This window comes from Enterobacter sp. JJBC, assembly GCF_036936505.1.
GTDB classification, from domain to species: domain Bacteria; phylum Pseudomonadota; class Gammaproteobacteria; order Enterobacterales; family Enterobacteriaceae; genus Enterobacter; species Enterobacter hormaechei_C.
The window spans coordinates 1,206,776-1,225,714 of record NZ_CP136935.1 but is presented as its reverse complement, the minus strand read 5'-3'; the positions used below and the strand labels follow the sequence as shown (position 1 = coordinate 1,225,714).

At 58.0% G+C, this 18,939-nt stretch carries 19 protein-coding genes; 13 read left to right on the top strand and 6 right to left on the bottom strand.

The window, feature by feature from the left end; all coding sequences use genetic code 11:
* Nucleotides 1-102: 102 nt before the first annotated feature.
* The 5 genes from ppiB (at nucleotide 103) to mnmH (ending at nucleotide 4,170) form a co-directional block, all read left to right on the top strand.
* Nucleotides 103-597: a peptidylprolyl isomerase B gene (gene ppiB / locus RY075_RS05865; protein WP_000256009.1), complete on the top strand. Its 495-nt coding sequence runs from the start codon at nucleotides 103-105 to the stop codon at nucleotides 595-597.
* 3 nt (nucleotides 598-600) lie between these two features.
* Entirely contained in the window at nucleotides 601-1,323 is a 723-nt protein-coding gene (gene lpxH / locus RY075_RS05860; protein WP_022650517.1) for a UDP-2,3-diacylglucosamine diphosphatase, read from the top strand.
* Between the two features lie 118 nt (nucleotides 1,324-1,441).
* On the top strand, nucleotides 1,442-1,951 hold the full coding sequence (purE, locus tag RY075_RS05855; protein ID WP_003858921.1) for a 5-(carboxyamino)imidazole ribonucleotide mutase: 510 nt from the start codon (nucleotides 1,442-1,444) through the stop codon (nucleotides 1,949-1,951).
* Nucleotides 1,948-3,015, top strand: coding sequence for a 5-(carboxyamino)imidazole ribonucleotide synthase (purK, locus tag RY075_RS05850; RefSeq protein WP_003858922.1), 1,068 nt, complete (start codon nucleotides 1,948-1,950; stop codon nucleotides 3,013-3,015). The genes purE and purK overlap by 4 nt, the downstream gene beginning before the upstream one ends.
* Nucleotides 3,016-3,099: 84 nt before the next feature.
* Entirely contained in the window at nucleotides 3,100-4,170 is a 1,071-nt protein-coding gene (mnmH, locus tag RY075_RS05845; protein ID WP_022650516.1) for a tRNA 2-selenouridine(34) synthase MnmH, read from the top strand.
* 125 nt (nucleotides 4,171-4,295) lie between these two features.
* On the opposite strand, the gene RY075_RS05840 is transcribed toward mnmH, so the two are convergent.
* The 3 genes from RY075_RS05840 to ybbA form a co-directional block, all read right to left on the bottom strand.
* Nucleotides 4,296-5,441: a porin gene (locus tag RY075_RS05840; protein WP_022650515.1), complete on the bottom strand. Its 1,146-nt coding sequence runs from the start codon at nucleotides 5,439-5,441 to the stop codon at nucleotides 4,296-4,298.
* A gap of 182 nt (nucleotides 5,442-5,623) precedes the next feature.
* Nucleotides 5,624-8,038, bottom strand: coding sequence for a putative ABC transporter permease subunit YbbP (gene ybbP / locus RY075_RS05835; protein WP_232967600.1), 2,415 nt, complete (start codon nucleotides 8,036-8,038; stop codon nucleotides 5,624-5,626).
* On the bottom strand, nucleotides 8,035-8,721 hold the full coding sequence (gene ybbA / locus RY075_RS05830) for a putative ABC transporter ATP-binding protein YbbA (protein ID WP_023315548.1): 687 nt from the start codon (nucleotides 8,719-8,721) through the stop codon (nucleotides 8,035-8,037). The genes ybbP and ybbA overlap by 4 nt, the downstream gene beginning before the upstream one ends.
* Here ybbA and tesA point away from each other — a divergent pair.
* From tesA to RY075_RS05815, 3 genes are read left to right on the top strand one after another with little or no spacing between them, the layout of a single operon-like run.
* Nucleotides 8,692-9,324 carry a multifunctional acyl-CoA thioesterase I/protease I/lysophospholipase L1 gene (tesA, locus tag RY075_RS05825; protein ID WP_003858933.1) on the top strand — a complete coding sequence of 211 codons (633 nt, stop codon included), beginning with the start codon at nucleotides 8,692-8,694 and terminating at the stop codon, nucleotides 9,322-9,324. The genes ybbA and tesA overlap by 30 nt on opposite strands.
* Nucleotides 9,305-10,114 carry an SDR family oxidoreductase gene (locus RY075_RS05820; protein ID WP_006809829.1) on the top strand — a complete coding sequence of 270 codons (810 nt, stop codon included), beginning with the start codon at nucleotides 9,305-9,307 and terminating at the stop codon, nucleotides 10,112-10,114. Before tesA ends, RY075_RS05820 begins: the two co-directional genes overlap by 20 nt.
* 58 nt (nucleotides 10,115-10,172) lie before the next feature.
* Complete coding sequence (locus tag RY075_RS05815) at nucleotides 10,173-11,027, top strand: co-chaperone YbbN (protein ID WP_003858935.1); 855 nt, start codon at nucleotides 10,173-10,175, stop codon at nucleotides 11,025-11,027.
* Between the two features lie 51 nt (nucleotides 11,028-11,078).
* Here the strand turns inward: RY075_RS05815 and fetB are convergent, their stop codons facing one another.
* Nucleotides 11,079-11,861, bottom strand: coding sequence for an iron export ABC transporter permease subunit FetB (gene fetB, locus RY075_RS05810; protein WP_017383223.1), 783 nt, complete (start codon nucleotides 11,859-11,861; stop codon nucleotides 11,079-11,081).
* Nucleotides 11,854-12,525, bottom strand: coding sequence for an iron ABC transporter ATP-binding protein FetA (gene fetA / locus RY075_RS05805; protein WP_015571235.1), 672 nt, complete (start codon nucleotides 12,523-12,525; stop codon nucleotides 11,854-11,856). Before fetA ends, fetB begins: the two co-directional genes overlap by 8 nt.
* A gap of 142 nt (nucleotides 12,526-12,667) precedes the next feature.
* Between fetA and RY075_RS05800 the strand changes: the two genes are divergently transcribed.
* From RY075_RS05800 to RY075_RS05790, 3 genes are all read left to right on the top strand, one after another.
* A complete protein-coding gene (locus tag RY075_RS05800; RefSeq protein WP_023324252.1) occupies nucleotides 12,668-13,522 on the top strand; it encodes a hypothetical protein in 855 nt (284 codons plus the stop codon).
* 154 nt (nucleotides 13,523-13,676) lie between these two features.
* Nucleotides 13,677-14,591, top strand: coding sequence for an SPFH domain-containing protein (locus RY075_RS05795; RefSeq protein ID WP_003858941.1), 915 nt, complete (start codon nucleotides 13,677-13,679; stop codon nucleotides 14,589-14,591).
* Nucleotides 14,588-15,040, top strand: a complete 453-nt coding sequence (locus RY075_RS05790; RefSeq protein WP_022650512.1) for an NfeD family protein — start codon at nucleotides 14,588-14,590, stop codon at nucleotides 15,038-15,040. Before RY075_RS05795 ends, RY075_RS05790 begins: the two co-directional genes overlap by 4 nt.
* Here the strand turns inward: RY075_RS05790 and cueR are convergent.
* Nucleotides 15,037-15,447: a Cu(I)-responsive transcriptional regulator gene (gene cueR / locus RY075_RS05785; protein WP_017383222.1), complete on the bottom strand. Its 411-nt coding sequence runs from the start codon at nucleotides 15,445-15,447 to the stop codon at nucleotides 15,037-15,039. The genes RY075_RS05790 and cueR overlap by 4 nt on opposite strands.
* 108 nt (nucleotides 15,448-15,555) lie before the next feature.
* Between cueR and copA the strand changes: the two genes are divergently transcribed.
* Both copA and RY075_RS05775 read left to right on the top strand, forming a co-directional pair.
* Nucleotides 15,556-18,054, top strand: coding sequence for a copper-exporting P-type ATPase CopA (gene copA, locus RY075_RS05780; protein WP_109948436.1), 2,499 nt, complete (start codon nucleotides 15,556-15,558; stop codon nucleotides 18,052-18,054).
* Between the two features lie 50 nt (nucleotides 18,055-18,104).
* Nucleotides 18,105-18,899, top strand: a complete 795-nt coding sequence (locus tag RY075_RS05775) for a TraB/GumN family protein (protein ID WP_003858948.1) — start codon at nucleotides 18,105-18,107, stop codon at nucleotides 18,897-18,899.
* Nucleotides 18,900-18,939 lie beyond the last annotated feature (40 nt).

The following is an 18,939-nucleotide window of genomic DNA, read 5'->3' as shown; positions in this document are numbered from 1 at the left end:
CACAATGCAAGGTGATCGTGTCCTGTGGTTATGCTATAACAAGCCCCTATATGTGACCCGAGCACGGGTCGACGCACCACAATAACGGAACAGGATGCAAAAATGGTTACTTTCCACACTAATCATGGCGATATCGTAATCAAAACCTTTGATGACAAAGCGCCTGAAACAGTTAAAAACTTCCTGGACTACTGCCGCGAAGGTTTCTACAACAACACTATTTTCCACCGTGTGATCAACGGCTTTATGATCCAGGGCGGCGGTTTCGAGCCTGGCATGCGCCAGAAAGAGACGAAAGAAGCGATCAAAAACGAAGCGAACAACGGCCTGAAAAACACCCGTGGTACGCTGGCAATGGCCCGTACTCAGGCGCCACATTCTGCAACCGCACAGTTCTTCATCAACGTAGCGGACAACGACTTCCTGAACTTCTCTGGCGAAAGTCTGCAAGGCTGGGGCTACTGCGTATTCGCAGAAGTGGTTGAAGGGATGGACGTGGTCGACAAGATCAAAGCCGTTTCTACTGGCCGCAGCGGTATGCACCAGGACGTTCCTAAAGAAGACGTTGTGATTACAAGCGTGACCGTCAGCGAGTAATTCGTGGCGACACTCTTTATTGCGGATCTACATCTGCAAACAGAAGAACCGGCGATAACCGCCGGTTTTCTGCGTTTTTTACGCGGTGAAGCGAAAAACGCCGACGCGCTGTACATTCTGGGCGACCTGTTTGAGGCCTGGATTGGCGACGACGATCCGAACCCGCTGCACCGTGAGATGGCTGCGGCCATTAAAACGCTGGTGGATTCCGGCGTCCCCTGCTATTTCATTCACGGCAACCGTGATTTCCTGATCGGCCAGCGCTACGCCCGCGAGAGCGGCATGACGCTGCTGCCGGAAGAGCAGGTGCTAAACCTCTATGGCCGCAATATTCTGATCATGCACGGCGACACGCTCTGCACTGACGATACCGGCTACCTGGCGTTTCGCGCCAAAGTTCACACCCCGTGGATCCAGAAAGTGTTCCTCGCCCTGCCGCTGTTTATTCGCAACCGCATCGCCGCCAGAATGCGCGCGGGCAGCAAGGCCGCCAACAGCAGCAAATCGATGACCATCATGGACGTCAACCCGCAGGCGGTGGTGAAGGTGATGGAGAAGCATCGCGTTCAGTGGCTGATCCATGGCCATACCCATCGTCCCGATGTTCATTCCCTTATCGCCAACGGCGAGCCCGCCCATCGCGTGGTTTTAGGGGCCTGGCACAGCGAAGGATCGATGGTCAAAGTCACGCCGGAAGGTGTTGAACTGATCGCCTTCCCGTTTTAACCCTCCCCGTCTTTTCGCCCATTTCCCGACCACGCAACCGTTTTCCTTGCCGGTATTACATGCTATTCTCTGTGCCCTCGAAAGCAGTGTGTTCCGCACCACAGGAGTTTTAAGACGCATGTCTTCCCGCAATAATCCGGCGCGTGTCGCCATCGTGATGGGGTCCAAAAGCGACTGGGCTACCATGCAGTTCGCCGCCGAAATCTTTGAAATCCTGAATGTTCCGCACCACGTCGAAGTGGTTTCCGCGCACCGTACGCCGGATAAACTGTTCAGCTTCGCCGAAAGCGCCGAAGAGAACGGTTACGAGGTGATCATTGCCGGTGCGGGCGGCGCAGCACATCTGCCGGGCATGATTGCCGCCAAAACGCTGGTGCCGGTACTGGGTGTTCCTGTGCAAAGCGCCGCGTTAAGCGGGGTTGATAGCCTTTACTCTATCGTCCAGATGCCGCGCGGTATTCCTGTCGGTACGCTGGCGATTGGTAAAGCGGGTGCGGCAAATGCCGCCCTGCTGGCCGCGCAGATCCTGGCGACGCATGATAAAGAGTTACATCAGCGTCTGGCGGAGTGGCGTAAAGCCCAGACCGACGAGGTGCTGGATAACCCGGATCCGCGGGGTGCAGCATGAAGCAGGTTTGCGTTCTTGGTAATGGTCAGCTTGGCCGGATGCTGCGTCAGGCCGGTGAGCCGCTGGGTATTGCCGTCTGGCCCGTCGGGCTGGATGCCGAGCCGGAAGCCGTGCCGTTCCACCAGAGCGTGATCACCGCCGAAATTGAACGCTGGCCGGAAACCGCCCTGACCCGCGAGCTGGCGCGCCATAACGCCTTTGTAAACCGCGACGTGTTTCCGATCATTGCCGACCGCCTGACGCAAAAGCAGCTGTTCGACAAGCTCGGCCTCGCGACCGCGCCGTGGCAGCTGCTTTCCGATAAGCGCGAGTGGGATGACGTTTTTGCGATGCTGGGAGACCTGGCGATTGTGAAGCGTCGCGTCGGCGGCTACGACGGCCGCGGGCAGTGGCGCCTGCGCGCGAACGACACCGCCGAGCTGCCGGATGACTGCTACGGCGAGTGCATCGTTGAGCAGGGCATTAACTTTAGCGGTGAAGTGTCGCTGGTTGGCGCGCGCGGGCATGACGGGCACACCGTTTTTTACCCGCTAACGCATAACCTGCATCAGGACGGGATTCTGCGCACCAGCGTCGCCTTCCCGCAGGCCAATGCTGACCAGCAGGCGCAGGCGGAAGAAATGCTCTCTGCCATCATGCATGAGCTGGGCTATGTGGGCGTAATGGCGATGGAGTGTTTCGTCACGCCGTCGGGTCTGCTGATCAACGAACTTGCGCCGCGCGTGCACAACAGCGGTCACTGGACGCAAAACGGCGCCTCCATCAGCCAGTTCGAGCTGCACCTGCGCGCCATCACTGACCTGCCGCTGCCGCAGCCGGTGGTGACCAGCCCGTCGGTGATGATCAACCTGATCGGCACCGATCTGAACTACAACTGGCTGAAGCTGCCGCTGGTGCACCTGCACTGGTACGACAAAGAGGTACGTCCGGGGCGTAAGGTCGGCCACCTGAACCTGAACGATACTGACACGGACCGCCTGAGCGCTACGCTGGAAGCGATTGTTCCCCTGCTGCCGCCAGAATACGCGAGCGGCATTGTCTGGGCGCAGTCAAAACTGAAGTAAGTATCCCCCGCCGGGGAGTTGACCTTCCCCTTCCCCGGCGTACAATTCCCGCCCATTGCTGCTCAGTTTTCTTCTGGAATCACCATGAACGATGGAACGGACTATCGCGCGATCCTCGCGTCCGATACCCCTTTAATCGACGTTCGCGCGCCGATCGAATTTGCCCAGGGTGCGATGCCCGCCGCACTCAACCTGCCCTTAATGAACGACGACGAGCGTGCCGCCGTCGGCACCTGCTATAAACGCCAGGGTCCGGACGCCGCGCTGGCGCTCGGCCATAGCCTGGTCAACGGCGAGACGCGAGAGGCGCGCATCAACGCCTGGCGGGAAGCCAGCCTGGCCCATCCTGAGGGCTACCTTTGCTGCGCGCGCGGTGGCCAGCGCTCACACATCTCCCAGGCCTGGCTGAAAGAGGCGGGAATCGATTATCCGCTGATCCGCGGCGGCTATAAGGCCCTGCGTCAGACGGCGATTCAGGTGACCATTGAGCAGTCACAAAAACCGATGGTGCTTATCGGCGGCTGTACCGGAAACGGTAAAACGCTGCTGGTTAAGCAGCATGCGCAGGGCATCGATCTGGAAGGGCTGGCGCACCATCGCGGCTCATCATTTGGTCGCACGCTCACCCCGCAGCTTTCCCAGGCCAGTTTTGAAAATCACCTTGCCGTCGAACTGCTAAAAAAAGACGCCGCGCGCTGGGTGCTGGAAGATGAAGGCCGGATGATTGGCTCTAACCACCTGCCGGAATGCCTGCGCGACCGCATGGTTGACGCCCCTGTCGTTGTCGTCGAAGACCCCTTTGAAGTCCGCCTGGAGCGCCTGCGCGAAGAGTATTTCGACCATATGTGGGCCGATTTTTCTGCTGCCTACGGCGAGAAAGCGGGCTGGAAAGCGTATAGCGAATATCTGCATCACGGCCTGTACGCCATTCGTCGCCGTCTGGGGCTGCAACGCTTCGCGGAATTTACCGCCCTGCTGGATGCCGCGCTTGTCGAGCAACAGCGTACTGGCAGCACTGACGCGCACTTCAGCTGGCTTGTGCCGCTGCTGAAGGATTATTACGACCCGATGTACGGCTATCAGCTGGAGAAAAAGGCGGAGAAGATTGTGTATCGCGGGACGTACGAAGAAATTGCTGAGTGGCTCGATCGCTGAAAAATAAAGCCGGGTGGCGAGGTAAAAGCAAAACGGCAACCTGGGTTGCCGTTTTTAATGTTTTTTCCCTCTCCCCGTGGGAGAGGGTCAGGGTGAGGGCATCAGGCCGCACCCTACATGACAACTTAGAAGTCGTAACGCAGACGCACCAGGTTCATGTCGCCCAGGTTGTCGGTGCTGGAGGTGAACACGTGTTCGTAATCCACGCGGAAACCGTAATCCAGCTGGAAGCTGATACCCACACCGTTGTCGATGCGCTGGTAGTTACGGCCATTCACGTACTCGATACGGTCGCCCATGAAGTACGGCTGGATGGATTTCACCGCATACTGACCAACAGGGAACTTGTAACCCGCAAAGTATTCAATACCCCATGCATCACCGGCGAAGTAGTCGTTAACGGACACTTTTTTGGTGGTCAGGAAGTTTTGATACCAGCCGCCGCCTGCGGAGAAGGTCCAGTTATCCGGCGTCCAGCTCAGGGCGGTACCAAGGATGTTCTGGTCGTAGGATTTGCTGTCGCCGTTGTCCGGGTTACGCATGTCCGCGCGGGTGTAGTTCCACGCTGCGCCCCAGGTCAGATCGGTGGTCAGGTGATAATCGATACCCAGTGAACCGCCGCCTTTACGCTTGTAGCGCAGGCCGTTGCCCGGCAGGTATTCGCTGTCTTCAAACAGGTAAGAGGCGTAGATGTCAGCATCGCCCACGGTTTTCTTGTACTTCAGCATCTGGCGTGAACGGTAAGAGCCGTCGTAGTCGCCATTAATCCCGTTACCTGGCGCCTGACCGATCATGTCGTAGTCCCAGATATCGGTTTTTGCGCCCACCACGTCATAGTACACGCTGTTCTGCTGGCCGAAGGTCAGCGTACCCCAGGTGTCGCTCTTCAGACCGGTGTAGAGCATACGGCGTGAAGTATCGTGCGCGCCGTCGGCGTAGTGGTTATCCCAGTTAAACTGCGCCGGAATGTTCACACCCAGCTCGTAGTAAGTGATCCAGCTGATGTCATCGAACAGGTAGTAGTCTGCCGCGAAACGGAAGCGGGTACCGCCGTCAAAGCCGTTGCGCTTGTAGCCGTTTTTGCCGTCATCGCCGGTCATGTTCTGGAACTGAGGACGAATACTACCGCCAACGGTGAAGTTCAGGCGGCTCAGCGGGTTACCCGCCTGCGGATCCTGTTTCAGAAGAGTGATTTCCGCCTGGGATGCGAAAGAAGCCAATGCCACTGCTGCGCCGATCGTTGTCGCCAGCGCTGTTTTTCTTATAGTCATTCTTTTTCCTTGATAGACACGCTGCTAAATATTTAGCTGGTGAATATTAACCGGAAAAATTCGGGCTGTGTGGGCGGGTTTTTAATGTTTTGTGCTACTAAATGCAGGGGCATTAACGATTTGTGCCGTTAAGCAATGACGCACCAGCAGAAATGCCGGTGCGTCATCATCACGTCAGTAAACTAGCTAACAAACTGGCGGAATAGCGCTTTACCTTTCAACAGCCGGGATCCGAGCCAGCCGCCGCACAGGGACAGCAGCACGGCGCCGCAGACGGGCAGCGTGAACCACAGCCGCCAGTCGGGCTCCCACGGGAAGTCGAAGACTTTGCTCTGGAGTACCGCCAGCGCCGTTTCCGCCCCGATGGCCGCCACCAGGCCCGCCACCAGCCCGAGCAGGGCAAATTCGCTCCACAGCGTGGCGCGCAGCAGCCGTTTACTGGCCCCCAGCGTGCGGTAGACAACCAGCTCCTGATGACGCTGACGCATGCCGACCTGCACCTGCGCCAGCAGCAGCAATATGCCACAGATCGTCACCAGCACCACCATCACCTCCAGCGCGCGGCTTACCTGCTCCAGCACCTGCCCGACCTGTTTAAGGATCGCGCCGATATCCAGCAGGCTCACCGTCGGAAATTCCCGGTTAAGCTGCGTCAGCATGCCGTTGCCGTTTTCCCAGCGGAAGCTGGTGAGCCAGCTCTGGGGCTGTCCGTCCAGCGCACCCGGCGGGAAGATGAAGAAGAAGTTTGGCCGCAGGCTTTCCCAGTCCACTTTACGCAGGCTGGTAACTTTGGCGGTGAAATCCTGGGTATCACCGGTGAAGGTCACGCTGTCGCCGAGGTTCACGTTCAGGCGTGTCGCCAGCCCCTCCTCCATCGACACTTCCCCCGCTTTCGGCGGCCAGGTGCCAGCAACGATCGGGTTATGGTCCGGACGTTTCGCCTGCCAGGTCAGGTTGAGTTCGCGGTTGAGCGATTCATCCTTATTTCCCTCCGTCGACTGGCCGTTGATCTGCGTCAGTCGGGCGCGCACGATCGGATAGAACGACTCGGGAATAATGTGATGCTCGGACAGGAAGCCCTTCAGCGGCGTCACCTGCTCGGGCGCGATGTTGATCAGGAAATAGTTCGGGCTTTCTGGCGGAAGCTGCTGCTGCCAGCGATCCAGCAGATCCCCGCGCAGCACCAGCAGAAGCGCCAGCAGCATAAACGACAGCGAAAATGCCGAGAGCTGGCTGAGGGTAGACCACGGCTGGTGCAGCAGTCGGTTAACCGCTAACCGTATGGAAAGTGATTTAACTGTCAGCTTTCTCAGCACATTAAGCAGTATCCAGCCCACTACGCCGCACAGCAGCGCCAGCACCACCGCGCCCGCCAGCACCGCCCACAGCAGCGTACTGCCGCCCATCAGCCAGGCCAGCAGCCCGACCGCCACCGCAATAATCACCGGCAGGTAGAACTTCAGCGGCCAAACGCTGGCCACCACATCGCGGCGCAGCACGCGCAGCGGCTGGGTGGCGAGTAGCAGCCGGTACGGGCGTAACCCCACCAGCAGGGAGATCGTCGTCATCGCGCCGATTGCCCACAGCCACGGCCAGAGGCTGGCAGGCGGTAATGCGGCGGGCAGTACCGGTTTGAGCAGCACCATCAGAAGCTTTTCAAACAGCAGCCCTATCGCCCCGCCGGTCAGAGCCGACAGCGCCAGCACCATCAGCCACTGGCCGACAATCAGCTTGCGCAGTTGCGCGCGGCCCGCGCCGAGGGTTTTGAGGATCGCCACCAGATCGTAACGGCTGCGGCAGTAGTGCCCCATCGCCACGGCAACCGCCGCAATGGCAAGCAGCAGGGTTAACAGCGCCGACAGCAGCAGGAACTGCTGAGAACGCTCAAGAGATTTGCCGAGCGCCCCGTCATCCTGCTCCAGTCCGTACCAGCGGTGTTCCGGCTTGAGCTGCGGCAGGAGCCATTTTTCGTACGCCTCCAGCTGAGCTGGCGTTCCGCCAAACTTATACCGCCAGGTGACACGGCTTCCCGGCTGGACGACGTGGGTTTTCGCCACATCCGCGGTGTTCATCAGCAGGCGCGGCGCAAGCTGGAACGGATTAAATCCGGAGTCGGGCTCCTGCACCACTTCCCCGGCAATTTTGAGTGTCGCGTCGCCGACGTCGATACTGTCGCCGGGTTTCAGGTTCAACAGCGCCATCAGTCGCGATGCCAGCAGGACCGTACCGGCCGTCGGTTTTAGCCCCGGCGGGCTGGTTTGTAAATCACCGTACATCGGGTAGATGTCATCCACGGCTTTTACGCTGGCAAGCTGCGGCGTGTCGCCCGCAAAGGTCATGGTCTGAAAGGTGATCTGCTCCCCTACTTTCAGCCCCTCTGTGCGCGCTTCCTCAATCCAGCCCGGCGGCACGGGGCGAGAACTTTGCAGAGCCCGGTCCCCGGCCATAAATTCCCGACTCTGCTGGCTAAGCCCTTTCTCCATACGATCGCTGACGCTACCGAGCGCCAGCACGCAGGCCACCGCCAGGCTCAACGCCAGCCAGACAATCAGCAGCGAGGGCGAGCGCCACTCGCGCCAGAACCAGCGGGCAATCATGCTTCCTCCTGAAGAATACCGTTCACCAGCCGCAGGCGGCGGTCGCAGCGGGCGGCCAGCTGCGGGTCGTGGGTAACCAGAATCAGCGTGGTGCCGTGCTCGCGGTTGAGGGAAAACAGCAGATCGGCAATTTTGTCCCCGGTTTTACGGTCGAGATTGCCCGTTGGCTCATCGGCAAACAGCACTTCCGGGCGCCCGTTAAACGCCCTGGCCAGCGCCACGCGCTGCTGCTCACCGCCGGAAAGCTGTGCCGGAAGGTGGTCGAGACGTTTTCCCAGCCCCAGCTGTTCCAGCAACGCCTTCGCGTGATCGCGGCTTTCACGGGTATTTTCACCGCGCAGCAGGCCAGGTAGCTCAACGTTTTCCAGCGCGTTCAGCGTCGGGATCAGCATGAATGACTGAAAGACAAACCCGATATGCCGGGCTCGCAGCGCGGCGCGGGCCTCTTCATCAAGCGCGTGGAGGGGCTGGCCGACCAGGTTCACTTCCCCACTGCTGCCATCGTCCAGACCGGCGAGAATGGCCAGCAGCGTGGACTTACCGGAACCGGATTCACCAATCAGGGCGATGGTTTCGGCACGTTTGACAACGAGTTCAACTCCGGTGAGGATGGAAAGCTCGTGTTCCCCCTGACCGACGGACTTCTTAAGACGATGAACTTCAACAATGTTTTCCGCTGGCATTTGCCCTTCCTGTTTTTGATGCTGATGACCTTCCGCGCGGCGGCTGCGGACACGTTATTGATTCTGGGCGACAGCCTGAGCGCGGGCTATCGTATGGCCGCCAGTGCGGCCTGGCCCGCCCTGCTCAATGATAAATGGCAGTCCCGGGCCTCTGTCGTGAACGGCAGCATCAGCGGCGATACGTCGCAGCAAGGCTTATCGCGCCTGCCTGCCCTGCTTAAGCAGCATCAACCGCGTTGGGTGCTGGTCGAACTGGGCGGTAATGATGGTTTGCGCGGCTTCCAGCCTCAGCAAACGGAGCAAACGCTGCGGACCATTTTGCAAACCATTAAGGCCGCCAATGCCCAGCCGCTGCTGATGCAAATTCGCCTGCCCGCTAACTACGGCCGTCGGTATAATGAGGCGTTTAGCGCGATCTATCCTAAGCTTGCCAAAGAGTTTGATATTCCGCTGCTGCCATTTTTCATGGAAGAGGTCTATCTGAAACCCCAGTGGATGCAGGATGATGGCATTCACCCCAATCGCGATGCCCAGCCGTTTATTGCCGACTGGATGGCAACCCGGCTGGCTCCTTTAGTAAAACATGACTCGTCAAACAGCTGAGAACCTGACAGGTAAAGTTATGCAAAAATCGGTCTTAATAACAGGATGTTCCAGCGGAATTGGCCTTGAAAGCGCCCTTGAACTGAAACGTCAGGGGTTTTGGGTGCTGGCAGCCTGCCGCAAACCCGAGGATGTCGAACGCATGCGAGGGCTGGGATTTACCGGCATTCTGCTGGATCTTGATTCGCCAGAGAGCGTAGAGCAGGCCGCCGATGAGGTTATCGCCCTGACCAACAACCGTCTTTACGGTCTGTTCAACAATGCGGGCTACGGCGTGTACGGCCCGCTACAGACTCTCTCACGGGAACAGCTGGAGCAGCAGTTCTCCGCAAACTTTTTCGGGGCGCATCAGCTTACCATGCGCCTTCTCCCGGCCATGCTGCCGCACGGCGAAGGGCGGATTGTCATGACCTCCTCGGTGATGGGCCTGATCTCCACGCCGGGCCGCGGGGCTTACGCTGCCAGTAAATATGCGCTTGAAGCCTGGTCCGATGCGTTGCGCATGGAGCTGCGCCACAGCGGTATTAAGGTCAGCCTGATTGAACCCGGCCCGATCCGCACCCGCTTTACGGAAAACGTTAACCAGACGCAGGCGGACAAACCGGTCGAAAATCCCGGCATCGCGGCGCGTTTTACGCTTGGGCCAGAAGCCGTCGTTGCCAAAGTGCGCCACGCGTTTGAGAGCGATACCCCTAAAATGCGCTATCCGGTCACGCTGGTGACCCATGCCGTCGGCTGGTTGAAACGCCTGCTGCCGGGGCGGATGATGGACAAAATTTTGCAGGGTTGAGTTGAAGCGACCACGCTTACCCCCATGTAAAGAGTAAACCGATAAAAGAGAATGCCGCATGTCCGTACAGAATATCGTCAACATAACTGAAGCTAACCTGCAACAGACGCTCGAACAGTCAATGACTAAACCGGTGCTGTTCTACTTCTGGTCTGAACGCAGCCAACACTGCCTGCAACTGACGCCGGTCCTGGAAAGCCTTGCCGCGCAGTACAATGGTCAGTTCATTCTGGCGAAGCTGGATTGTGACGCCGAACCGATGGTGGCTTCCCAGTTTGGCCTGCGTGCGATCCCAACCGTCTACCTGTTCCAGAACGGTCAGCCGGTGGATGGCTTCCAGGGGCCGCAGCCCGAAGAGGCGATCCGCGCCCTGCTGGATAAAGTCCTGCCGCGCGAAGAAGAGCTGAAAGCGCAGGAAGCCATGGCGCTGATGCAGGAAGGCAAGTACGACGAGGCGCTGCCGCTGTTAAAAGACGCGTGGCAGCTGTCGAACCAGAACAGCCAGATTGGTCTGCTGCTGGCAGAGACCCAGATTGCACTGCACCGCCCTGAAGACGCGGAAGCCGTGCTGAAAACGGTGCCGATGCAGGATCAGGATACCCGTTATCAGGGTCTGGTGGCGCAGATTGACCTGCTTAAACAGGCGGCCGATACCCCTGAAATTCAACAGCTTCAGCAGCAGGTTGCGGACAACCCGCAGGATGCCGCGCTGGCAAGCCAGCTGGCGCTTCAGCTGCATCAGGTGGGGCGTAACGAAGAGGCGCTGGAGCTGCTGTTTAGCCATCTTCAGAAGGACCTGGGCGCCGCAGACGGACAGGCGCGGAAGATGTTCCAGGAGATCCTGGCCGCGCTGGGTACCGGTGACGCGCTGGCGTCGAAATATCGTCGTCAGCTGTACGCGTTGCTCTACTAGCAAAAAAATGCCCGGTGGCGCTAACGCTTACCGGGCCTACAAAAGCAGATATTACCCCGTCTTTTTCAACTGCGTCACCACCAGCTGGTGGCGCGCGTTGTAAAACTTCCGATAGGTCAGGTAGCAGGCAATGATGGTGGACAGGCTCGCCGTAGAGAGCAGCATAAACGTCACCATAATCTGGTATTTAATGGCTTTTACCGGATCGATACCGGCAAAAATCAGCCCCGACATCATGCCCGGCAGGCTCACCAGACCCACTGTTTTGGCGGAATCCACCGTTGGGATTAGCGAAGAGCGAATGCTGTCGCGGATCAACCTCGCCGAGGCCACCTTCGGCGTCGCGCCAAGGCTTAGCTTCTCCTGAAGCTGCTGCTGTTCACTGCTGAACCGTTGCCCCAGATTGTTGTAGCACAACCCGACCGCCACCATCGCATTGCCCGCAATCATCCCGGAAATGGGGATCACCTGCATCGGCGTAAATTCTATCGAGCCGGAAAGCACCAGCACAGCCAGCGTTAACGCGGTCCCGGTAGTGATGGCGATCAACGACGAAATGAACGCTTTATCGATGTATTTACTGCGTTTCTGCGCGTTCCATGCCGCGTTAAAGCAGATAAACAGCACCATCAACAGGGTCAGCACGGCATGATTGACGTTGAAGATGTATTTCAGCACATAGCCGACGATGATGAGCTGAATAACCGCGCGGGCGATACTCCAAAGAATATCTTTTTCCAGCCCCAGCTTTTCCCGGTAGCTGACCACAATCGCCACCAGCACCAGGACCATTGACAGCGCCAGCGATTCGTTAGTTATGTTATGTTCACCCACGGTGAGCCTCCTCCATTTTCCCGCCCTGCGGCCTGAGCGTGATGACATCATCCGCATGGGTAATTTCATTTGAATCATGCGTCACCCACAGCACGGCAATATTCTGCTCCCGGGCGTAGCGATGGATAATGTCATTGACGTTGCGCTTGTTAGCGTCATCCAGCGCGCTGGTGATTTCGTCCAGCAACAGCGCCTTCGGCAAGAATTGCAGGTTACGGATCAGCGAGACGCGCTGCTTTTCCCCGCCCGACAGTTCGGCGATCGATTTGGTCAGCGTCTCCGGCGAAAGCCCGAACCGGGTCAGATCGTCGGTAAACTTTTTCGGATCAGGCGTTTGGTTGCGGATGTGCCAGGGGAAAACCAGATTGTCGTACACCGTGTCGCCAAACAGGGACGGCGTTTGCACGCAGTATGACACCTGCTGGCGATAGCTTTCCGGTGAAAGCGTGGCGATATCTTTTCCTGCAAACAGGATGGTTCCCTCCGTTGGGCTCAGTAGCGAAGCCACGATTTTCAGGAGGGTGCTTTTGCCGCAGCCGGAGGGACCGGTTATCAGTTTAAATTCGCCCGGGGAGAGACAAAAATCGACGTGCTGAAGGATGGTGTTATCACCCACACGAAAGCCAACATCCCTGATATCCAGAAGATTTTTTTTATTATTCATTCCGATTCCATTAACCGCTGTGATAAGAAGAGCCTTTAGCATAATCCTTTCCGCTACGCAGCGCGAATAGCCTTAACCTATAGCAAGTGTTAAACTTTTTGCCTGTTTATTGTCACCTCTATAACTACAGGAAGTCAGCAACATGACACATATCTTTTATGAGTTCTCCTCCCTGAAGCCTGGTGTTCCTGATGTGGAAACATTAATGGAAGTCATCAATTCTTCTGAACTCACGCGTTTTGTCATGGGTGCAGAGGTGGTCGATTTTGTTAAGAAGGCGCTCATCGTTAACACCACAATCGGTAGCTTTAAAAACTGCTATTTTGCTTTCGATGATGGGGCTTACTTTCTCGAGTTTGACGGCAAGGGTAAATCCAGACGCTTTACTGAGGTGCCTGACTGGTTCGTTTCCCCTGCGGAATTTGCCCGCTCGCAATGGCTGATTAACCATGACCTGGCCGATGTGAAGGCGACGGCGTTTATTGACGTGCTGATGTCCTACCCGCTTAAAGAACGCCGGGCGCACTGCAATCTGCTGTTTGGTCTGGATCTGCATAAGGTCAATGTGGTTCCGGCACCTACAGCCCCTGCCGGAAAAATGGGCAATAAAAACGGAAAAACTACCAAGCCTCGCGTTACGGATCTCGGCTCTTTTGAGCTTTTTACCGCGTTCTTTGCGCGTATGAAAACCGCCGTCAATGCTAATGAATTCCCTACCCTACAGGTGCTGACCGGCCAGGAGGATCTTACAAAAGCGCCGCACAACTTAAAGCAAGGGATCAGAACCTGGTTTAAAGCGATTACTGGCGATCTGCCGCCGAACAACAAACGTGTCGGAGCGGGCAATGCGGTGCTGTTCTGCGCTCCCGTTCGCGAGCAGATCCAGCAGATAGAGGCCATCGGCCTGGAAAAATACTATCAGGGATTATCAAAAGCCATCGCTGACGCCGGGGATGGGTTTATCACTGACTTCAGCTATACCTGGTCTGAAAAGTAACGCTTTGCGCCCCGCATCCCGAACGGGGCGTTTTATTTCTGCCAGTCCGGTTCCCACCTCTTTACAGGGGCGAAATCCTGTTCGTTAGCCGATATACTTACGTTCAACAAATACGCAGTTTTTCTCGTTACGGCATGCAAAACAGGAGGTTTTTATGCTCATCGTTGTTCCTGTCCTTATTTTCGTTGCGCTGGTTATCGTGGGCGCAGGCGTCAAAATTGTCCCGCAGGGTTACCAGTGGACCGTCGAACGCTTCGGTCGCTACACCAATACCCTTCAGCCGGGTTTAAGCCTGATCGTCCCGTTCATGGACAGAATTGGGCGCAAGATCAACATGATGGAGCAGGTGCTGGATATCCCTTCTCAGGAAGTCATCTCCAAGGATAACGCCAACGTCACCATCGATGCGGTGTGCTTTATTCAGGTGATTGATGCGCCAAAAGCGGCCTATGAGGTGAGCAACCTGGAGCTGGCGATCGTCAACCTGACCATGACCAACATCCGTACCGTGCTTGGCTCGATGGAGCTGGATGAAATGCTCTCCCAGCGCGACAGCATTAATACCCGCCTGCTGCACATTGTGGATGAAGCCACCAATCCGTGGGGGATCAAAGTGACACGCATTGAGATCCGCGACGTGCGCCCACCGGCAGAGCTGATTGCTTCCATGAACGCGCAGATGAAGGCCGAGCGTACCAAGCGTGCCTATATTCTTGAAGCCGAAGGGGTGCGTCAGGCTGAAATCCTGAAAGCGGAAGGGGAAAAACAGTCGCAGATCCTGAAAGCCGAGGGCGACCGTCAGTCTGCCTTCCTCCAGGCGGAAGCGCGTGAACGTTCGGCAGAAGCGGAAGCCCGCGCGACGCAAATGGTCTCCGAGGCGATTGCCGCCGGGGATATCCAGGCCGTGAACTACTTCGTCGCACAAAAATATACCGATGCGCTGAAGGAGATCGGCTCTGCGAACAACAGCAAGGTGGTGATGATGCCGCTGGATGCCAGCAGCCTGATGGGGTCTATCGCCGGAATTGCCGAACTGATCAAAGACGGCGGAAACGAGCGTAAAAAATGATTGAGCTCATCGTTGCACATCCTCATGCGTTCTGGCTAAGCCTTGGCGGACTGCTGCTGGCCGCCGAGATGCTTGGCGGCAACGGTTATCTGCTGTGGAGCGGGGTTGCCGCGGTGATTACCGGGCTGGTCGTCTGGCTGCTGCCTGTCGGCTGGGAGTGGCAGGGCGCGCTGTTTGCCGTGCTGACGCTGCTGGCCGCCTGGCTGTGGTGGCGCTGGCTGAACAAACGGGTGAAGGCGCAGAAGCCGGTCGACGCGCATCTCAACCAGCGTGGGCAGCAGATCGTGGGTAAACGCTTTACGCTTGATAACACGCTAATAAACGGACGCGGTCATATGCGCGTGGGGGACAGTTCGTGGCCGGTGGTGGCCGATGATGACCTCAGCGCCGGCACGCGGGTTGAGGTCATCGCGGTGGAAGGTATTACCCTGCGGGTTAAAGCCTGTTAGGCGTGGGTTTTACGGTGGCAGCAGCCGGAAAGATTGTCGATAATCGGGCACTCGGCGCTGTCATCTCCCGGGCAGGATTCTGCCAGCTGTAACAGTTGCTCACGCATCGCCTGTAATTCGATGATATGGCGTTCGATCTCCGCCACTTTTTCCAGCGTACGTTTTTTCACGTCGGCACTGTGGCGTTTCGGATCGTTAAACAGGTTAACCAGCTCGCCGCACTCCTCAAGGTTAAATCCTACCTGTCTTGCCTGGCGCAGTAACGTCAGTTCATCAAGATGCAGCTGCGTATAGCTGCGGTAGCCGTTCTCACTGCGCAACGGTGGCGTCACCAGCCCTTTTTCCTCATAAAAGCGAATCGCTTTGCTGGTTAAACCGGTTTTTTTCGCAACATCGCTGATATTCACATTTCCCCCTTGACCTTCCCCTTGATGGAAGGTTTAACCTTCATAACAGTTAGCGAAAAGCAGAGTGAAGGTCAACAATTGACCAGAACATTATACGGGAGTTTTGTTATGTCTCACACTATTGACCTGACACTGGACGGCCTCTCCTGCGGCCACTGTGTCAAACGCGTTAAAGAAAGCCTGGAGCAGCGTCCTGACGTGGAAAGCGCTGAGGTGACTATCGATCATGCCGCCGTGACCGGCAGCGCCAGCGCCGACGCGCTGATTGATACCATTAAACAGGCCGGTTACGGGGCGGAGTTAAGCCACCCAAAGGCTAAACCGCTGGCAGAGTCATCATCCCCGTCGGAAGCACTGACAGCGGCCACTCCTGAGCTTCCGGTAGCTGATGACATTGATGACAGCCAACAGCTGCTGATCAACGGCATGAGCTGCGCCAGCTGCGTTTCCCGGGTACAAAACGCCTTACAGGCGGTACCGGGTGTAGCACAGGCACGGGTAAACCTGGCGGAGCGTACTGCGCTGGTGATGGGCAGCGCCTCCGCCGCAGAGTTAGTGCAGGCCGTGGAGAAAGCGGGCTACGGGGCGGAGGCCATCGAAGATGATGCCGAGCGCCGCGAGCGCCAGCAGGAAACTGCTGTCGCCACCATGAAGCGCTTCCGCTGGCAGGCGATTGTCGCCCTGCTGGTCGGTATTCCGGTGATGGTGTGGGGCATGATGGGTGACAACATGATGGTCACCGCTGACAACCGCACCCTGTGGCTGGTGATTGGTCTGATTACCCTTGCGGTGATGGTGTTTGCAGGCGGGCATTTCTATACCAGCGCCTGGAAGAGCCTGAAAAACCGCACCGCGACGATGGATACCCTGGTCGCCCTCGGGACCGGCGCGGCGTGGCTCTATTCGATGAGCGTTAACGTCTGGCCGCAGTGGTTCCCGATGGAGGCGCGCCATCTCTATTATGAAGCGAGTGCGATGATTATCGGTCTGATTAACTTAGGCCATATGCTCGAAGCCCGCGCGCGTCAGCGCTCGTCGAAAGCGCTGGAAAGATTACTCGATTTAACCCCGCCGACGGCCCGCGTGGTCACGGACGAGGGGGAAAAAAGCGTACCATTGGCCGAGGTTCAGCCCGGCATGACGCTGCGTCTGACCACGGGAGACCGTGTTCCCGTTGACGGTAAGATAAGCCAGGGCGAAGCCTGGCTGGATGAAGCGATGCTGACCGGGGAGCCTATTCCCCAGCACAAATCCGATGGCGACGCCGTGCATGCCGGTACGGTCGTGCAGGACGGCAGCGTGCTGTTCCGCGCCAGCGCGGTCGGGAGCCATACCACGCTGTCACGCATCATTCGCATGGTCCGCCAGGCGCAGAGCAGTAAGCCGGAGATTGGTCAGCTTGCCGATAAAATCTCCGCCATTTTTGTGCCGGTAGTCGTCGGTATTGCCCTGTTGAGCGCGGCAATCTGGTATTTCTTCGGCCCGGCGCCGCAGATTGTCTACACCCTGGTGATCGCCACCACGGTACTGATCATCGCCTGCCCTTGTGCCCTTGGCCTGGCCACGCCGATGTCGATTATCTCTGGCGTCGGACGCGCCGCCGAATTTGGCGTACTGGTCCGTGATGCTGACGCCCTGCAACGGGCAAGCACGCTGGACACCCTTGTCTTTGATAAAACCGGCACGCTCACCGAGGGCAAACCGCAGGTGGTGGCCGTCAGTACCGTTGGCTGTACGGAGACGGATGCCCTGCGCCTGGCCGCCGCGCTGGAACAAGGCTCCAGCCACCCGCTGGCGCGCGCCATCCTGGAGAAAGCCGGTGATGCCCGTCTGCCGCAGGTAAGTAACTTCCGCACCCTGCGCGGTTTAGGGGTCAGCGGTGAAGCCGAAGGCCATACGCTGCTGCTGGGAAACCAGGCACTGCTGACTGAACACGGCGTTGATACGTCCGCGCTGGACGCAGAGCTGAACGCGCAGGCCTCTCAGGGCGCGACGCCGGTTCTGCTGGCGAGGGATGGTCAGGTGGCGGCGCTGCTGGCCGTGCGCGATCCGTTACGCCAGGACAGCGTAGATGCCTTACAGCGCCTGCACCGCGCGGGCTATCGTCTGGTGATGCTGACCGGGGACAATCCGACCACCGCCAACGCCATCGCCAAAGAAGCCGGTATTGATGAGGTGATCGCGGGCGTGCTGCCGGACGGCAAAGCGGACGCCATCAAGAACCTGCAAAGTCAGGGTCGCCAGGTGGCGATGGTGGGCGACGGCATCAACGACGCCCCGGCGCTGGCGCAGGCTGACGTAGGTATTGCGATGGGCGGCGGGAGCGATGTCGCCATTGAAACCGCGGCGATCACCCTGATGCGCCACAGCCTGATGGGCGTGGCGGACGCGCTGGCGATTTCGAAAGCCACGTTGCGCAACATGAAGCAGAACCTGCTGGGGGCGTTCGTCTATAACTCGCTCGGCATTCCGATTGCCGCCGGGATTTTGTGGCCGCTGACCGGTACCCTGCTGAACCCGGTTGTTGCGGGTGCGGCGATGGCGCTCTCGTCAATTACCGTGGTGAGCAACGCTAACCGTCTGCTGCGGTTTAAACCGAAAGATTGAACCTTGTACCCGTACGCGCTAGCATGAACCTTTCCGTTTATGGAGCGCGTATGGGTCTGTTTAATCGTATAAAAACATCGTTTCGCGCCCTTTTTCCCCGCCGTTATGCCTGGCCCGGTATGGATATTTCGCTTCCGGGCGGGCAGCATCTGCACCTGGTGGGAAGCATTCATATGGGCACGCAGGATATGTCCCCCCTGCCCTCCGGCCTGATTAAACTACTGAAGCGCGCCGACGCGCTGATCGTCGAAGCCGACATCTCCGGCCATGAATCGCCGTTTGCCGGGCTGGAAAGCGGCCGCCCCCTGGCGGAACGTCTTAACGAGACGCAGTTGGCTGAGCTTACTCGTCTTGCGGATGAGACCGGCGTCTCGCTCTCAATGCTCGACACCCTGCCCCTGTGGCAAATTGCCATGGTGCTACAGGCAACCCAGGCGCAGCGCCTGGGGCTGCGCGGCGATTACGGTATCGATTATCAACTGCTGAATGCGGCAAGGGCGCGCAACCTGTCCGTTATTGAACTGGAAGGCACGGACAGCCAGATTGCGCTCCTTCGCCAGCTTCCCGATGACGGCAAGATGCTACTGGATGATACCCTGACCCACTGGCACACCAACGCGCGTCTGCTGCAAACGATGATTGGCTGGTGGCTGGATGCGCCGCCCGCAGACGGTAAGCTGGCGTTACCGTCGACGTTCAGTGAATCGTTGTATGATGTGCTGATGAACGCGCGCAACCAGGCGTGGCGGGAGACGCTATATGCCCTGCCTGCCGGTCGTTATGTTGTCGCGGTTGGCGCGTTGCATTTGTACGGAGAAGGGAATTTGCCGTCGCTGCTGAAATAAAAAAATGGCCAATATTTCTATTGGCCCGTCAAAGAGGAAT